Origin of the sequence: Cryobacterium sp. N19, from assembly GCF_002929595.1 — a bacterium.
Lineage (GTDB): Bacteria > Actinomycetota > Actinomycetes > Actinomycetales > Microbacteriaceae > Cryobacterium > Cryobacterium flavum.
Genome location: NZ_PJJR01000050.1, coordinates 19081 through 34308 on the forward strand (window position 1 = coordinate 19081; position 15228 = coordinate 34308).

The following is a 15228-nucleotide window of genomic DNA, read 5'->3' on the forward strand; positions in this document are numbered from 1 at the left end:
ATGGTCCCTATTTCAGCACTCGACAGCACGTTGAACGACGTACTCTCACATACGGGCGCCGTTCTTTTCTACCTGCTCATTTGGGGTCTGGTCTTCGCCGGAACAGCACTTTTTCTGGGCGTGTTCATTCCGTTCATCACCGGTGACTCGCTGTTGTTCGGTTCCGGCCTCGTGGCCGCTTCCACGGGCAACATCAACATCGTGATCCTGGTCATCGGCACCGGCATCGCGGCGTTCCTCGGCGACCAGGTCGGGTTTCTGCTCGGTCGTCACTACGGGCGCGGCTACCTCGAACGTCACGGCGGTCGACGCACCCAGGCCGCGATCATCAAAACCGAATCCTTCTACCGCAAGTTCGGCTGGTGGTCCGTGGTCATCGCCCGATTCATGCCGTGGGCTCGGGTCTTCGTTCCGGTGGTCGCCGGCGTCGGCCGCATGAATTACTACAAATTTCTCACCAGCAATCTGCTCGGAGCGCTATCCTGGGGCGTCGGGCTCACCCTCACCGGCTATTACGCGGCGACGATCCCCGGCGTCAAGAGTGCGGCGTACATTATCGCTGGCGTGCTCATCACGGCGTCGATCGTGGTCGGGTTTCGCACCTGGCGCATCGACCGCGCCCAGCGTAAAGCGGATGCCACGGCCAGAGACCTCGAAAGCAGCCCCCCAGTCGGCTGACCTACCCCCTGTTTCAGGGGGTGGCGGCCCGGCATTTTCTCACCATGAGGCGATACCCTGTGTCTCGGCATCCGCCGTCGTTACCCGAACGTCTGCCCCCCGCCGACTGGAGTTCCCCGCGTGATTCACACCGCACTGATTCCCTGGCTCGACCCGACGCACATCATCGAGTCGGCCGGCCCCTGGGCCCTGCTCGTCGTCTGCGCGATCGTCTTTGCCGAGACCGGCCTCCTGGTCGGGTTTCTGCTGCCGGGCGACACCCTGCTGGTCATCACCGGACTGCTCGCCTTTCCCGCCGCCGGCGTCATCCGGATCGACATCTGGTGGGTGGCGCTGGCAATCGGCTTCGCGGCCTTCCTCGGCGGTGAGGTGGGCTATCTGATCGGGCATAAATTCGGTCCCCGCGTCTTTGAACGCAAGGAATCCGGCCTGTTCAGCATCAAGAACGTAGACCGCACGAACGCATTCTTCGTGCGATTCGGCGGCGTCGCCGTCATCGTCGCCCGGTTCGTTCCGATCGTGCGCACTTTCGCACCGGTCGCCGCCGGCGTCGGCCACATGGACTACCGTAAATACACCCTATACAACTTGATCGGCGCACTGCTCTGGGGGGCCGGCCTCACCTTCGGCGGATACTTCCTGGGCTACATTCCACCGGTGGCCGAATTCGTCACGAAGTACATCGACCTGATCCTGCTCGGCGCAGTGGTCGTCACCCTCATCCCCACGGTGTACCACTACGTGCAGTCCGTCGTGAAGGCCCGCCGGCTGCGCGGCCAGCCCACGAGCGAGACCGGCAGCCACCTGCTCGACCCCGAGACGTTCAAGACCAACCACAACGGGCGCCACGAGGGCTGATCGGCTCAGGGCTCCAGCAAATTCAACGGTGCTGGTGGTCTTCGTGCTCGGCGTGCTCGGTTGGTTCCAGCTGAAACGTCGAGTGTGCGACGTCGAAGTGTGTGCTGAGGCATCCGGACAGCTCATCGAGCAGAGCGTCAGTGCCGCGTGCGAGCACCGTCGCCTCCACGACAATGTGTGCGGTGAACACATGGGCTCCGCTGGTGATGGCCCAGACATGCACATCGTGCACGGCGACCACACCGGCAGTGCCGAGGAGATGGCGTCGAATCTCGCAAATATCGGTGTCGGCCGGCGTCGATTGGCTGAACACGCGCACCACGTCACGAAGCAGCACAAAGGCGCGCGGCACGATCATGGCGGCGATGACCAGCGAGGCGACGGCATCCGCCCCGGTAAAACCGGTCAGGAGGATGACGATGGCCGCGACGATCACGGCGACCGACCCGAGCGCGTCCCCGAGTACCTCGAGGTAGGCGCCGCGCATGTTGATCGACCCAGCGGCCGCCGGGCGCAGCAGTATTATTCCGGCGATGTTCGCCGCCAGCCCGATGATGGCGACGATGAGCATGGGAGTGGGCAGCACCGCGCTCTCGCTCGGACTAATGAGACGCGCGATCGCGGCGACCGAAACGGCGCCGGCCACGCCGAGCAGAATCAGACCGTTGATCAGCGCGCCGAACACCTCGGCCCGTTGAAAGCCAAAGGTGGCCCGGTCGGTCGCCGGACGTGCCGCGACCACGGTAGCGGTCAGAGCGACGATGAGCCCGAACAGGTCGGAGAGCATGTGGCCAGCATCGGCCAGCAGCGCGAGCGATCCGGTCAGAGCGGCACCGATCACTTCGAGCAGCAGCACGGACGCCACGATGCCGATGGCGAGGGTCAGTCGCCGCCTGTTCGAGCCGGTGCCGTGCGCGTGATCGTGGCCCATGGCTCAAGATTAGGGCGGGGAGGGGCCGGTCGCCAGCCGCTGGGCTAGTTGGGAATGAATGCCGTTCTCAGCACGCTAGGCCTGACCGAGCACCTCGCGCAGCACCGGTACGAGACCCTCCAACGCGATCGCCCGATGACTGACCTGGTTCTTCACGTGGGCCGACAACTCGGCGGCCGAAATGGCGTAGCCCTCGGGCAGAAAGATCGGGTCGTAGCCGAACCCGTTGGCGCCGGCCGGTTCGAACAGAAGCTGCCCCGGCCATTCGCCGGTCACGGCCCGCTCGGTACCGTCGGGCAGGGCGAGGGCGGCCACACAGGTGAAGTGGGCGTCGCGGTGTTCCTCGGAAACGTCACTAAGCTGCCAGAGCAGCAGGCGCAGGTTCTCGCCGGCGTCCTTGGCTGGCCCCGACCAACGCGCCGAGAAGATTCCGGGTGCGCCGCCGAGAATGTCGACGCAGATGCCCGAGTCGTCAGCGATCGCCGGCAGTCCGGTGTGCGCTGCGGCGGCACGAGCCTTGATCAGGGCGTTTTCGGTGAAGCTGATGCCGTCCTCGACCGGTTCGGGGCCGTCATAGGCGAGCACCTCCACACCGGGAAGTTGCGGGGCCAGAATGCGCCGAAGTTCCTCGACCTTATGGGCGTTGTGGGTGGCCAGAACGATCTGCACGATCAGCTCGCCAGCGCGCTGGTCTGGAATTCGGTCAAGGTGACGGCGCCCTTCAGTGCGAGGTCGAGCAGAGTGTCGAGCTCGCTGCGGTCGAACGGCGCAGCCTCGGCGGTACCCTGCACCTCGACGAACTTGCCGCGCCCGGTGACGACGACGTTCATGTCGGTGTCGGCGCGCACGTCTTCGGTGTAAGCGAGGTCGAGCATGGGCACCCCGCCGATGATGCCGACGGACACGGCCGAGACACTGTCGATGAGCGGCTGCGCCTTCTGCGAGATGAACTTCTTGGTGCGTCCCCACTCGAGGGCGTCGGCGAGGGCTACGTAGGCGCCGGTAATGGCTGCGGTGCGGGTCCCGCCATCGGCCTGAAGAACGTCGCAGTCGAGCACGAGGGTGTTCTCGCCGAGCGCCTTCATGTCAACGACGGCGCGCAGGCTGCGGCCGATCAGGCGGCTGATCTCGTGGGTGCGACCGCCGATCTTGCCCTTGACCGATTCGCGGTCCATGCGGCTGTTGGTCGAACGCGGCAGCATCGAGTACTCAGCGGTGACCCAGCCCTTGCCCTTGCCGCTCATCCAGCGCGGAACGCCATTGGTGAACGACGCGGTGCAGAGCACCTTGGTGCGGCCGTAGGAGATCAAGGCCGATCCTTCGGCCTGGTCGCTCCAGCCACGCTCGATCGTGATCGGGCGCAGTTCGTCGTTGCTGCGCCCGTCGGCGCGCAGGGTTTCGGTCACGGTGTACTCCTAATGTTTCGGGTGTAGTGGGGACTGTGGGGGCAGGCCACTGGCTGCTGCCAGGTCGGCGAGGTTGAGCGTGCCGGTCTCGATCAGGTCGACCCGGCTGACCTCCGGCCCGATCAGGCGATGGGCGAGGGCCAGAAAGTCCTCGGCGCTGTCGCCGGTGGCCTCGTACCGGTAGCTGGGCGGACTGGTGCGTGAACGTTCCAGGCCTTGGCTCACGAGCACCCGATAGACGTCATTGGCCGTTTCGGTGTCGCTTGAGACGAGGGTGACGCCCTCCCCCATCACGTAGGAGATGGCGCCGCGCAGAAAGGGATAGTGGGTGCAGCCGAGCACGAGGGTGTCGACCTGCGCTGCGCGGAGCGGCGCGAGGTATTCCTCGGCGACGGCGAGTACCTCGTCACCGGTCGTGACTCCGGCCTCGACGAACTCGACGAAGCGCGGGCAGGCCTGGCTAAACAGGGTGATCTGGGGCGCGGCGGCAAAGGCATCGTTGTAGGCGCGCGAGTTGACGGTGCCGAGGGTGCCGATGACCCCCACGCGCTGGTTGCGAGTGGTGGCGACGGCGCGGCGCACAGCGGGCTGAATAACCTCGATCACGGGCACGCTGTAACGTTCGCGGGCATCCCGCAGCATCGCTGCTGACGCGGTGTTGCAGGCGATCACGAGCAGTTTCACGTCGTGCGCCACGAGATCGTCGAGCACATCGAGGGCGAATCCCCGCACGTCGGCGATCTTCTTCGGCCCGTACGGCGAGTGGGCCGTGTCACCGATATACAGAATGGATTCGTTGGGTAACTGGTCCTTGATCGCCCGGGCGACGGTCAGGCCGCCCACTCCGGAATCGAAAATACCAATCGGTGCATCCGTCACGGTGATCAAGCCTAGCCCGACCAAGCGGATAAGCTGTGCCGGGTGACCCCGTCCCCCGCGTTCCTCGCTCCAGCACACCGTGGCCCAGCCGGCCTCACACCAGCACTGCGCACCGATCGGTACGAGCTCACGATGGTGGATGCCGCCATCCAGAGCGGCACCGCCGATCGTGCCTGCATGTTCGAGGCCTTCGCCCGCCGCCTGCCAGCCGGTCGCCGCTACGGCATCGTTGCCGGCACCGGTCGCCTGCTCGAGCTGATTCGTCAGTTTCGCTTCGACACCGACGAGCTGACCTGGCTCGCCGAGAACTCGGTCGTACGCACTCCCACCCTCGACTATCTGGCCGATTATTCCTTCAGCGGTAATGTCTGGGGCTACCAAGAGGGTGAAGCCTATTTTCCCGGATCGCCCCTCCTACTGGTGGAGAGCACCTTCGCCGAGGGCGTCATTCTGGAGACCCTCATTCTCAGTGTGCTCAACTACGACATCTCCGTTGCCAGCGCCGCCGCGCGCATGGTCTCGGTGAGCCTGGGCCGCCCGATCGCCGAGATGGGATCCCGGCGCACCAACGAGCACTCGGCGGTCGCCGCCGCCCGCGCCGCTTTCATCGCCGGCTTCGCATCGACCAGCAATCTGGAGGCCGGCCGCCAGTGGGGTCTGCCGACCATGGGTACCGCGGCCCACTCGTTCATTTTGCTGCACGACAGCGAGGAGGAAGCGTTCCAGGCGCAAGTGGATGCCTTTGGTTCCGCCACGACACTTCTCGTTGACACCTACGATGTACCGGCCGGCATCGCCCTGGCGGTCAAGATCGCGGGGCCGGACCTCGGCTCGATTCGCATCGACTCTGGCGATCTGCCCACCGTCGTTGCCGCAGCACGCGCGCAGCTCGACGCACTCGGCGCGGTCAACACGAAGATCACGGTCACCAGCGACCTCGACGAATTCGCCATCGCGGCCCTGTCCGCCAGTCCGGTGGACGCCTTCGGCGTCGGTACCTCCGTCGTCACCGGGTCGGGCGAACCGGCCGCCGGCCTGGTCTACAAGCTGGTCGCGCACAAGGGCCACGGCGACGACTGGATCTCCGTCGCGAAAACGTCGACCGCGAAGCTCTCCATCGGCGGCCGCAAGAATGCACTCCGCCGAGTGGATGCCGTCGGTACCGCCCAGGAAGAAATCGTGCTGCTCGGCGACGGCCCCGGTAGCCCGTCCGACTCCGGCAGCGGCCTGGAGCGGGCGCTGCTGGTTCCGCTGATCCAGGACGGCCGTGTCGACGAACGGTACCTGGGAGCAGCCGGAACGCTGCGCGCACGCGCACACAACGCATCCGTTATGCAGGAACTGCCAATCGAGGCTTTTCGATTGGGGCGCGGCGAAGCCGTTATTCCCACCTCATACCGCTAGCCGCGGAGCTACTTGGCCTTCATCTTCTCGTAGATGGCCTTGCAGGTCGGGCACACCGGAAACTTCTCCGGGTCACGGCCCGGTAGCCATTTCTTGCCGCACAGGGCTTTGACCGGCTTGCCCGAAATGGCAGATTCGAGAATCTTGTCTTTCGGGACGTAGTGCGAGAACCGTTCGTGATCGCCGGGCTCGATCTGCTCCTGGTTCAGGAGTTCTTCGAGCTCACGGTCGAGCGTGGACGTTCCGCCGCCGGGCTGGCCGGGTTCTGCAATGCTCGCACGAATTTCAGTCATGAGAACAGTCTAAGCAGTCGGCCGGTCAGGCGCGCTGGGCGGAGGCGAGCATCTCCGGACCGCGCCGGTCGAAGGCGCGAGATCCGACCCAGATTCCCACGACCACGGCGAGGAGGCCGAGGCCAAGGCCCGCGCCGAGCGCGCGCAGATGCCAGGCCGGATCCTCGAAGATTCCGAGGTAGGCGAAGATGAGCGCGGGCAGCGCCACCACGATCGATCCGGTGAAGGTCAGCGACTGCACCAGCGCCGAAGCGGTTTCTGAGGCCTGCGGCTGGGCGAACGGGCTGTCACCGGGTTTGGTCACCGGGTACGGAAAGCGGGTGGACGTATAGCTGGAGAAACCCAAACCAGCCAAGAGGATGCACGTGCTCACCCCCAGCATTGACGGCAACACCGACCAGTCTCCGTAGAACGAAATACTGATGGCCGAGCCAATACCGATGAGCAGGATGCCCATGACGAGCGCGGGAACGAGCCGGCCGATACGGTCGGCCAGGCCGCGCGTTCCGGAAGCCACGTGCAGCCAGATGGCCGTGCTGTCGTAGGCAACGTCGTTGTGCATGGTCCAGCCGAGAAAAATGCACATGAGCGGCACTGGCACGAGAGCGAGGTAGTGCAGCGGCACGCCGACGATACTCAGCGGCAGGATCGCGATGATCGGAACGATCGGAATCATGATCAGCGACACCCAATACCGCGAGTCGCGCGCCCAATAGGTGAAGGTGCGTGCGGCGATCGCGCCAACGGAACTGTGCGGCAACCGGTCGAACCAGCCCAGCCCTGAGTACTTTTTCGCCGCGGCCTCACGGCCAGGCGAGACCAGCATGCGGGCGACGACGAGCTGCCAAATGAGCCACAGGGTGTAGGCAGAAACCGCAGCGATGAGCAGCTTGAGAATGGCAGCGCCCCAGGCGCCTGTGGAGGCATCCCCTGGAGCAGCCCACGCTGCGCCGAGCGGCGTCCAGCCCAAAATCGTGGCGAGGGTGGCCAGCAGGCCACGGCCATGGCGACCCCAGTCCGTGCTGAGCAGCACCACAACGAGTGGAGAAATCACGACCAGCAGGACGACACCGATCATGCCGGTAAACTCCCGCGAGCGTCTGGTCGACAGGAGGAAGGCTGCCAGGGATGCGCTCACCCGCGACAGCAGAATGCAGGTCGCGAGGATCAGCGCGGCGGATACCAGAGCGAGCAGGGTCTGTCCGATGCCGCGCGACCAGGTGAAAACGGTGCCGAGCAGCACGATCGAAAGGGTGAGCGCCGGAACGCCGATCAGCGCCGAGCCGGCTAGACCGAGCGACAATGAACGGTTGGAAATTCCGAGGAACGCAAACTTGCGTGGGTCCATGCTGTCGTCGATGCCGACCACGATCGGGATGACCAGAAAGCCCAGCGCCACGGCCGATCCGGCCACAATAAGCGAATCACGAATGAGTGCGGGGTCTCCGACGAACCGCAGGGCGATCAGCGCAACGAAAATTGTGATGGCGACGCCGAGGCCGTAGAGCAGTCCGACGACGAGGCCTACGACCTGCCAAGGACTACGACGGAACAGGTTGGCGAGCAGCCGGAGTTTCAGTCCGAAAAATTGTGCAACCATTCCATGCCCTCCGCGACCTTGCGCCCGCCGGCGAGTTCGACGAACCGATCTTCCAGCGTCTTCTCTCCACGCACCTCGTCGACGGTTCCCGCCGCCAGGACACGGCCCTGCACGATGATGGCAACGTGATCACAGACGCGCTGGATCAGGTCCATGCCATGGCTGGACAGCACGACGGTTCCGCCGGCGGCGACGTACTTCTGCAAAATCTCGGTGACGTTGACCGCGGAAACCGGGTCGACCGACTCGAACGGCTCGTCGAGCACGAGCACACGCGGGGAATGAATCATGGCGCAGGCGAGGGCGATCTTCTTGGTCATTCCGGCGGAGTAGTCGGCGACCAGACGGTTAAGGGCGTCCTCGAGGCCGAACGCTGCTGCCAGGTCGGCCGAGCGGGCGCGCACGGTGTCGTTGTCGAGGCCGCGCAGGGTGCCCGCGTAATAGAGGAGTTGTGCGCCGGTGAGGCGGTCAAAGAGGCGAAGTCGGTCGGGCAGAACGCCCATCACGCGCTTGGCCTCATTGGGCCGGGCCCAGACGTCGATACCGTGGACCAGGACTTTTCCGGCGGTGGGCCGCAGCAGCCCGGTGATCATCGATAGGGTCGTGGTCTTTCCGGCCCCGTTCGGCCCGACGATGCCATAGAACGAACCGGCTCGAACGCTGAGGTCGAGATCGGAGACCGCGACGTTGTGACCGTACCTCTTCACGAGTCCGACGGCTTCAATGACGATCGGGGCTTGCACGATCGAAGTCGCATCGGCGGCCGGCTTCACGGTCGGCTTCACGTCTCGGGGGCTAACGGACTTCACGGCTGGCTGTGCGGCCGTGCTGAGAGTGTCCGTGGTGGGCGTTGTCTGGACGGCCGGATCGCTGGTCGGTTCCGGCAGCGGTGCCACCGGCGTAGCAAGCGACGCTTCCGCTTCGATCGTGACGAGCGCATCGCGGGTCGCGTAGGGCCGCGTGGTTTCGTCGGTGGAATTCTCGGCGAGCGTCTGTTGATTCGGCCTGACCGACCCGGCAACGGCAGGGGATTTCGGCGTCGTCGGTTTCTTCGGCGTCGTCGACGTGCTCACGGTCGGCTTGCGCACCGCTGGTTTACGCACCGCGGGTTTGCGCGCTGCTGGTTGACGCACGCCGGCAGCCGGCCGGACAGTAGCCGCCTTGGTCACCGCAGGCTTGGCAGCAGGCTTCACCGCTGCCGGTTTGTCGGCAGTCGGCTTGGCAACAGCAGGCCTGGCAGCAGCTGGCCTGGTAGTCGCCGTCGTGCGCACGGCTGGCTCACGCACCGCCGGTTTGCGCACGGCTGGTTTGCGCACGGCTGGTTTGCGCACGGCTGGTTTGCGCATGGCTGGCTTGCTGGCCAACGGCTTAGCGGCGAGCGGCGCCGTCGACTCGGCTGCGCGGTTCGCGACAGACTCGTCGTCACGTTCGGGGTGGGGCGGCACAAAAGTCACTCCGCTAACCTACCAAGGACCGCTGCCCCGGGGGCGCGGAAGACGTCGCAGCCACCGTTTCAACCTGTGAGCACGCTCCACGCCGGGTCACGAAATGGACACGTGCTGAGCAGATTCTTCCTATGGAACGACCCAACAGGTTATGGTGAGATTGACATAACGGTGTGTCTTTACGTGAACATGTGGGTGAATCCTAAGCAAACTCTTCGCAACTGAGTGGGTTTTGCGGCGTAGCCCCAACCATTCTTGAGGAGATAATCGTGACGACGCAGGCAAAAGTGCGCGCAGTCAAGACGCAAGTTGTCATTCTGGCGGCCGGCATGGGCAGCCGCCTTGGGCGTTCGCTGCCCAAGCCGCTCACCGAACTGAACGACGGCCGCACGATCATGCAGCAGCAGTTCGACAACATCAACCACGCCTTCGGCAACGCTGCCAAGGTCACGATCGTCGTCGGGTACAAACTCGAGCACATCATCGAAGCATTCCCGCAGGCTTCCTTCGTCTACAACGAAGAGTACGATCAGACCAACACGTCGAAGAGCCTGCTACGCGCCCTGCAAGCGTCGAAGCCCGGCGGAGTGCTCTGGATGAACGGCGACGTCGTCTTTGACCCGGCCATTCTCGACCGCGCGGCCGCCATGATGGCCCGCGACCAGTCTTTCGTCACCGTCAACACCGACAAAGTGTCCGATGAAGAGGTCAAGTACACCACGAGTGCCGAAGGCTACATCAAGGAACTCTCCAAGACCGTCAAGGGCGGCCTCGGCGAAGCCGTCGGCATCAACTACGTGTCGAGCGCCGACAAGGCCACCCTCATCCGCCAGCTAAGCAAGGTGGCCGACCAGGATTACTTCGAACGCGGCATCGAGCTGGCCATCGAGCAGAACCGAATGCTGGTGGAGCCGGTGAACATCTCCGATTTCTACGCCGTCGAGGTGGACTTCGCTGAAGACCTTGAGCGCGCCAACTTGTTCGTCTAACCGGCACACCACACGACAAAACCCTCACGCTTCGGCGTGGGGGTTTTGTCGTTCTGGAAAGGTTTAACCGTTGCCATCGTGCCCACACTTCGCGGGTACAAGACGCCCCGAGTGAAGCCGGTGCTGATCGCGACGGGACCCATGCACGTGCGGTCGTGTTATGCCGACGTCGGCATAAGTCGTGGGACATTGCCGATCTGCGCACTCCGTGGCGGGGGAAGCCTTCAAGGCCCACTCGATCTTCGACATCTGGTCTCGCAAGATCGTCGGCTTCCGGGTCGAGAAGCGCGAGAGCAACCATCTAGCGGTGGACATGTTCGAGACCGCGTGGCGAGAGGCCGACCTCAAGCGTGAGCTCACACTACACGCCCACCACCAGAAGAACCCGGAATGATTCCGCACACAACCGAAAACACCCGCGCGAGCTGGCGTCGTCGGGATCAATTTGCCCGAGAAAATCGCCAGAAATCAACCCAAGTGACTCCAAACAGCTTGACGTTGATACTGGAAACAGCCGTTCGGGGCATGACCCTCAACTTGGCTGTCGGCCCCGCGAAGGGTCTGTCTTTGCTTTCGGCTTGCCCGGCGGATGCCGGATTCGCTCCACGCAAGGCAGAGAATGAAGGTGTCGAAGTGGGTCGACAGAACGATCGAACAAAAATGTGAGCGCGCCGCTGGCGTAGATTTGAACTAGGAGACTTTCAGAGGATGGACCGACGTGGCGAAGGATAGCTTGACCGACGACCGCAACACTCTAGAGGTCGAGACCGTGGTGTTGGTCGCCGAGGACGGAACGCCCATCGGTACGGCCGACAAAGCGCTCGTGCATGACCTCGATACTCCCCTGCACCTTGCTTTTTCCTGCCATGTATTCGATGAGCACGGGCGCATTTTGGTCACCAGACGGGCGCTGATAAAAAAGGCCTGGCCCGGCGTGTGGACAAACTCCTTCTGCGGTCACCCGGCACCCGGTGAAACCCTGGCGGATGCTGCCCTACGCCGGGCGGGCCATGAACTCGGCATCGGGCTGACCGAACTCACCCTGGTCTTGCCCGATTTTCGGTACCGTGCAGTCGACGCGTCGGGAATCGTGGAAAACGAAATATGCCCGGTTTTCACGGCAGTCACGTACTCGACGGTTGAGCCCCGTGCCGACGAGGTCATGGAATGGCGGTGGGTGACTCGCGACGACCTTGTGATGGCGGTGCGCACCACCCCGTGGGCGTTCAGCCCCTGGCTGACCCTGCAACTTCCCCTGCTCTTTCCGCACGACTAGTTCGGCCCGATCGAACTCGGTTGTTTCACCCGCGAGCGTCAGCCCGGGACGAAAATGGCCACGTGAACGCTGCATCGGCATCCGGAGTTGCCCGCAATGTTGTGGTCAGTGCGCCGCTGCACGCTTTGGCTCGAGATCATTTTGGTGACCATCGACATCGGCCTGGCCGCCCACTGTTTTGCGCGAGTCGGGCGCGCCCGACTCTAAGCGGTGTCAACAGCAGCTCGCGGCTACGCCGCCCATCATTCTGCCAGAGCCTGGCCTCGTTTCTCAGGGAGTCCGAAGGTGCCGAGCGCGGCAACCACGAAGAACCCCGCGAAAACTGCAAAAAGCAGCCCCGTCCCGCCGGCCTCGCGCAGTAGGGGCACGGCCAGTGGTGCAAGGATGGCGGCAATGCGGCCATTGCCGGCCGCCCACCCCGCGCCAGTAGCCCGAATGCGAGTGGGATAAACCTCCGGTGTCACCGCGTAAAGTGCTCCCCACGCTCCGAGGTTGAAGAACGAGAGCAACATGCCCGCTGCGATCACTTGGCTGCTATCCGTTGCGATGCCAAACAGGGCAGCCGAACTGGCGGAGCCGATCAGGAAGACAGCGAGGGTGCTACGTCGGCCCCACCGTTCGATCAGATACGCCGATGCGGCATAGCCCGGAAGCTGCGCCACGGTGATGATCAACGTATACGCGAAGGAACGCACCAGCGAGAAGCCGGAGGCGACCAGCACGGTAGGCAACCAGATGAAAGCACCGTAATAGGAGAAGTTCACGCAGAACCAGACCAACCACAGGGCGGCCGTGCGGCCACGCAGGCTCGGCGACCACAGCGCGGCCAAGCCCCCTGTGGAATCTTTTCGTTCGACTCCGCCCTGAACGGCCGGGTCCGATTCTGGGGGTGGAACCGTTACTTTGGCCGAGAGTTCGAATCGGCGAACGGTCGACTCTGCCTTTACAAACCGCCCACGCGACTCGAGAAAACGAACCGACTCCGGAAGTCGCAGGCGCACGAACACGGCGTAGAGTGCCGGGGCCGCACCGACAGCCAAGGCCCAGCGCCATCCGTTCTCTGATGACGGCACCACGAGAAATCCGATCACGGCCGCTATGGTCCAGCCAATCGCCCAGAACGATTCCAGCAGCACGATGATGCGACCGCGAATCCGTGGCGGCGCGAACTCGCTAACGAGGGTCGAGGCGACCGGAAGCTCGGCTCCCAGGCCGAGCCCCACGAGGAATCGCCAGGCGATCAGCACGGCCACCGATCCGGAAAGAGCGGATGCTCCCGTCGCCACGCCGTAAACGAGGAGGGTCAGCGCAAATACCTGGCGGCGTCCGATGCGGTCGGCCAATAGTCCACCGAGAACGGCGCCCACTGCCATGCCGACGAAACCGGCGGACGCGATCCAGGATAATTCCATGCCGGTCGTGTTCCATTGCACCGCTAATTGGGCCAGCACGAAGGAGATGAGCCCCACATCCATGGCATCCAACGCCCAGCCCAGGCCGGAGCCGACCAGAAGACGTCGATGTTCCCGCGTAAACGGCAGGGCATCCAATCGGGCGGTACGCGTCAATCGTGCCGGGACGTTCACGGGCACTGCTCGATTGACATTTGCGGGAACTTCGGCCACACGGTTTCCACTTCACTTGGACCAGAACAATCAACCAATATTTTACGCGCGTGATTACCGTGGCACCGAGCCCCGGCGCGGCAGCCGAGAAACGGTTACTGTGGCTGCGGCGCCCGCGTCTGGCGGGACGATCACGACTTGCCTGGCCGGAATATCGCAGCCGGCCGTTCGCACCAAAAGTTCGGCCGTTGGATCGGTGCCGCGTTTGATGACCGCGAGCGCGACCGTACCTAATTCAAAATGCCGGGCGACCGAAGTCACCCGCCCGACGATCTGGTCCGCACCGTCTTTGTTCGGTGCCACAACTTCGTCGCCGCGCGAGGGCCGCACACTGTGTTTATCAACACTGTGCGCATCTTCCGGGTAGAGCATCACGAGTCGGCGCGGGGGATGCCCGATGTTGTGCACCTTGGCCACCGTCTGCTGGCCGCGATAACCGCCCTTGTTCAGGTGCACGGCTGTGCGCAACCAATCAAGTTCATGGGGAATCGTCTTTTCATCAACCTCCGAGGAAAAATGCGGCCGCCAGGCTGCTATGCGCAAGGCCTCGAGGGCGTCCAGTCCAGCGACAGGAATATCGGAGGCGACGATCCCCGCCAGGGCGCTTCGCGGCACCAATACCTCGCTGTAGGTCCAGCCCGCCGCCGGATGCCTGGTCGCCTTCGCGTACTGAAATCCACCCGGGCCAACGCTCATCCACCGGTCCCGCCAGACCACGGGAAGCCCATGAGGGGCCGTCACCGGAAGCGTCGGCTGGCCGAGGGTGCCGATGGTCGCGAATTCGATGGAACGATCCAGCAGTTCTACCCGCAGCGCGAATTGCATGCTGCCCAACCATGTGAGCAGCCCTGCTACTTCGTTTCGCTCCAGCAGCAGCCACAGATCGGTTCCGTCATCAAACAGGCGCACCGCATAGTCGATCCGCCCGGTCATATTGAGTAGAAGGGTCTCCGAGGATTCGCCCGGCGCCAAACCGGCGACACTCTGGCTGGTCAATGAATTTATCCAGCTGAGGCGATCTGGACCGCTGATGGTAATCACGGCCCGGTGTGAGAGGTCCACGATCGCGGTTCCTGCAGCCAGTGCGCGCTGCTCGGCGAGCGGGTCCCCATAGTGGGCGGCCACTCCGGCATCGACCGCCTGGTCGGCACCGACCGCGCCGGGCCGGTTCAGAAATTCGTTGAACACGACCGGCGCGTTCCCGACGGAGATCTGCGGAGCGAGCATTCCCTGCGTTGAATTCATCTGTCTCCATTGGGCGCCATCAACTGCCCGATATTGTCGTGCCTGGTTAGTACATTCCGAGTTGGAGCCGAGCGGCTTCCGACATCCTGTCCTGGCCCCACGGTGGGTCCCAAACCAGTTCGATATCGATCTCGCCGACGCCCGGAACCGCCTGAATTGCGGTGCGGGCATCCTCTTTGAGCACATCGCCCATGCCGCAGCCCGGAGCGGTCATTGACATGTTGACTTCGACCCGGTGGGTGCCATCGGGCAGCGGCTCCGCCTGGCACAGATAGATCAGACCCAGATCGACAACATTGATCGGAATTTCCGGGTCGAACACGTTCTTGAGCGCATCGAGCACCTGGTCCAGGTCAAACGGACCGTCATTCATATTCACGGTTTCGGCGACCGGTCGGCTCAGACCGAGCGCGGCCGAGTCTTCGGCACTGATCCGAACGAGGTAGCCCATTGCGGTTTGGACGGTGACGCTCGCACCGAGGGTTTGCGTTATGACAACCTGCTCGCCGGCCTGAAGCAGCATCGGCTGCCCGCCCGGAATCACCGTCGCCTGGCAGCTGTGTTCGAGTTCGACGATCTTGTATTGGCCTGAGTCCATC

16 protein-coding genes are annotated in these 15228 nt (G+C 63.9%); 6 read left to right on the forward strand and 10 right to left on the reverse strand.

What is annotated here, in order from left to right:
* Complete coding sequence (locus CXY78_RS09790) at positions 1-678, forward strand: DedA family protein (RefSeq protein WP_104089228.1); 678 nt, start codon at positions 1-3, stop codon at positions 676-678.
* A gap of 123 nt (positions 679-801) precedes the next feature.
* The gene (locus CXY78_RS09795; protein ID WP_174774970.1) at positions 802-1536 is read left to right on the forward strand and encodes a DedA family protein; all 735 of its coding nucleotides are present in this window, start codon (positions 802-804) and stop codon (positions 1534-1536) included.
* A 22-nt stretch (positions 1537-1558) separates the two neighbouring features.
* On the opposite strand, the gene CXY78_RS09800 is transcribed toward CXY78_RS09795, so the two are convergent.
* The 4 genes from CXY78_RS09800 to murI all read right to left on the reverse strand — a co-directional run bounded on the left by CXY78_RS09800 (position 1559) and on the right by murI (position 4752).
* Positions 1559-2467: a cation diffusion facilitator family transporter gene (locus tag CXY78_RS09800; RefSeq protein ID WP_104089229.1), complete on the reverse strand. Its 909-nt coding sequence runs from the start codon at positions 2465-2467 to the stop codon at positions 1559-1561.
* 75 nt (positions 2468-2542) lie between these two features.
* Positions 2543-3139, reverse strand: a complete 597-nt coding sequence (gene rdgB, locus CXY78_RS09805; protein WP_092341533.1) for an RdgB/HAM1 family non-canonical purine NTP pyrophosphatase — start codon at positions 3137-3139, stop codon at positions 2543-2545.
* Entirely contained in the window at positions 3139-3873 is a 735-nt protein-coding gene (gene rph, locus CXY78_RS09810; protein ID WP_092341476.1) for a ribonuclease PH, read from the reverse strand. Before rph ends, rdgB begins: the two co-directional genes overlap by 1 nt.
* A 9-nt stretch (positions 3874-3882) precedes the next feature.
* On the reverse strand, positions 3883-4752 hold the full coding sequence (murI, locus tag CXY78_RS09815) for a glutamate racemase (protein ID WP_092341534.1): 870 nt from the start codon (positions 4750-4752) through the stop codon (positions 3883-3885).
* A gap of 42 nt (positions 4753-4794) precedes the next feature.
* Between murI and CXY78_RS09820 the strand changes: the two genes are divergently transcribed.
* Positions 4795-6156 carry a nicotinate phosphoribosyltransferase gene (locus tag CXY78_RS09820; RefSeq protein WP_255410036.1) on the forward strand — a complete coding sequence of 454 codons (1362 nt, stop codon included), beginning with the start codon at positions 4795-4797 and terminating at the stop codon, positions 6154-6156.
* A gap of 8 nt (positions 6157-6164) precedes the next feature.
* On the opposite strand, the gene CXY78_RS09825 is transcribed toward CXY78_RS09820, so the two are convergent.
* Genes CXY78_RS09825 through CXY78_RS21650 form a run of 3 tightly spaced genes read right to left on the reverse strand, consistent with a single transcriptional unit; the run spans position 6165 to position 9122 of the window.
* Entirely contained in the window at positions 6165-6449 is a 285-nt protein-coding gene (locus CXY78_RS09825) for a DUF3039 domain-containing protein (protein ID WP_092341477.1), read from the reverse strand.
* 25 nt (positions 6450-6474) lie between these two features.
* On the reverse strand, positions 6475-8049 hold the full coding sequence (locus CXY78_RS09830; RefSeq protein ID WP_104089231.1) for a hypothetical protein: 1575 nt from the start codon (positions 8047-8049) through the stop codon (positions 6475-6477).
* Positions 8025-9122 carry an ABC transporter ATP-binding protein gene (locus tag CXY78_RS21650; RefSeq protein ID WP_369827298.1) on the reverse strand — a complete coding sequence of 366 codons (1098 nt, stop codon included), beginning with the start codon at positions 9120-9122 and terminating at the stop codon, positions 8025-8027. The genes CXY78_RS09830 and CXY78_RS21650 overlap by 25 nt, the downstream gene beginning before the upstream one ends.
* Before the next feature lie 641 nt (positions 9123-9763).
* Here CXY78_RS21650 and CXY78_RS09840 point away from each other — a divergent pair.
* The 3 genes from CXY78_RS09840 (at position 9764) to idi (ending at position 11759) form a co-directional block, all read left to right on the forward strand.
* Positions 9764-10483, forward strand: a complete 720-nt coding sequence (locus CXY78_RS09840) for a phosphocholine cytidylyltransferase family protein (protein ID WP_255410035.1) — start codon at positions 9764-9766, stop codon at positions 10481-10483.
* Positions 10484-10691: 208 nt separating this feature from the next.
* On the forward strand, positions 10692-10877 hold the full coding sequence (locus CXY78_RS09845; protein WP_092341479.1) for a hypothetical protein: 186 nt from the start codon (positions 10692-10694) through the stop codon (positions 10875-10877).
* 324 nt (positions 10878-11201) lie between these two features.
* Complete coding sequence (gene idi, locus CXY78_RS09850) at positions 11202-11759, forward strand: isopentenyl-diphosphate Delta-isomerase (RefSeq protein ID WP_233206146.1); 558 nt, start codon at positions 11202-11204, stop codon at positions 11757-11759.
* Between the two features lie 242 nt (positions 11760-12001).
* Here idi and CXY78_RS09855 read toward each other — a convergent pair whose 3' ends face one another.
* The 3 genes from CXY78_RS09855 to sufT form a co-directional block, all read right to left on the reverse strand.
* Positions 12002-13351 carry an MFS transporter gene (locus CXY78_RS09855; RefSeq protein ID WP_369827290.1) on the reverse strand — a complete coding sequence of 450 codons (1350 nt, stop codon included), beginning with the start codon at positions 13349-13351 and terminating at the stop codon, positions 12002-12004.
* 87 nt (positions 13352-13438) lie between these two features.
* Positions 13439-14611 carry a folate-binding protein YgfZ gene (locus CXY78_RS09860; protein WP_092341481.1) on the reverse strand — a complete coding sequence of 391 codons (1173 nt, stop codon included), beginning with the start codon at positions 14609-14611 and terminating at the stop codon, positions 13439-13441.
* 64 nt (positions 14612-14675) lie between these two features.
* Positions 14676-15227 (reverse strand): putative Fe-S cluster assembly protein SufT, encoded by a 552-nt coding sequence (gene sufT, locus CXY78_RS09865; protein ID WP_092341482.1) that lies wholly within the window; start codon positions 15225-15227, stop codon positions 14676-14678.
* Position 15228 lies beyond the last annotated feature (1 nt).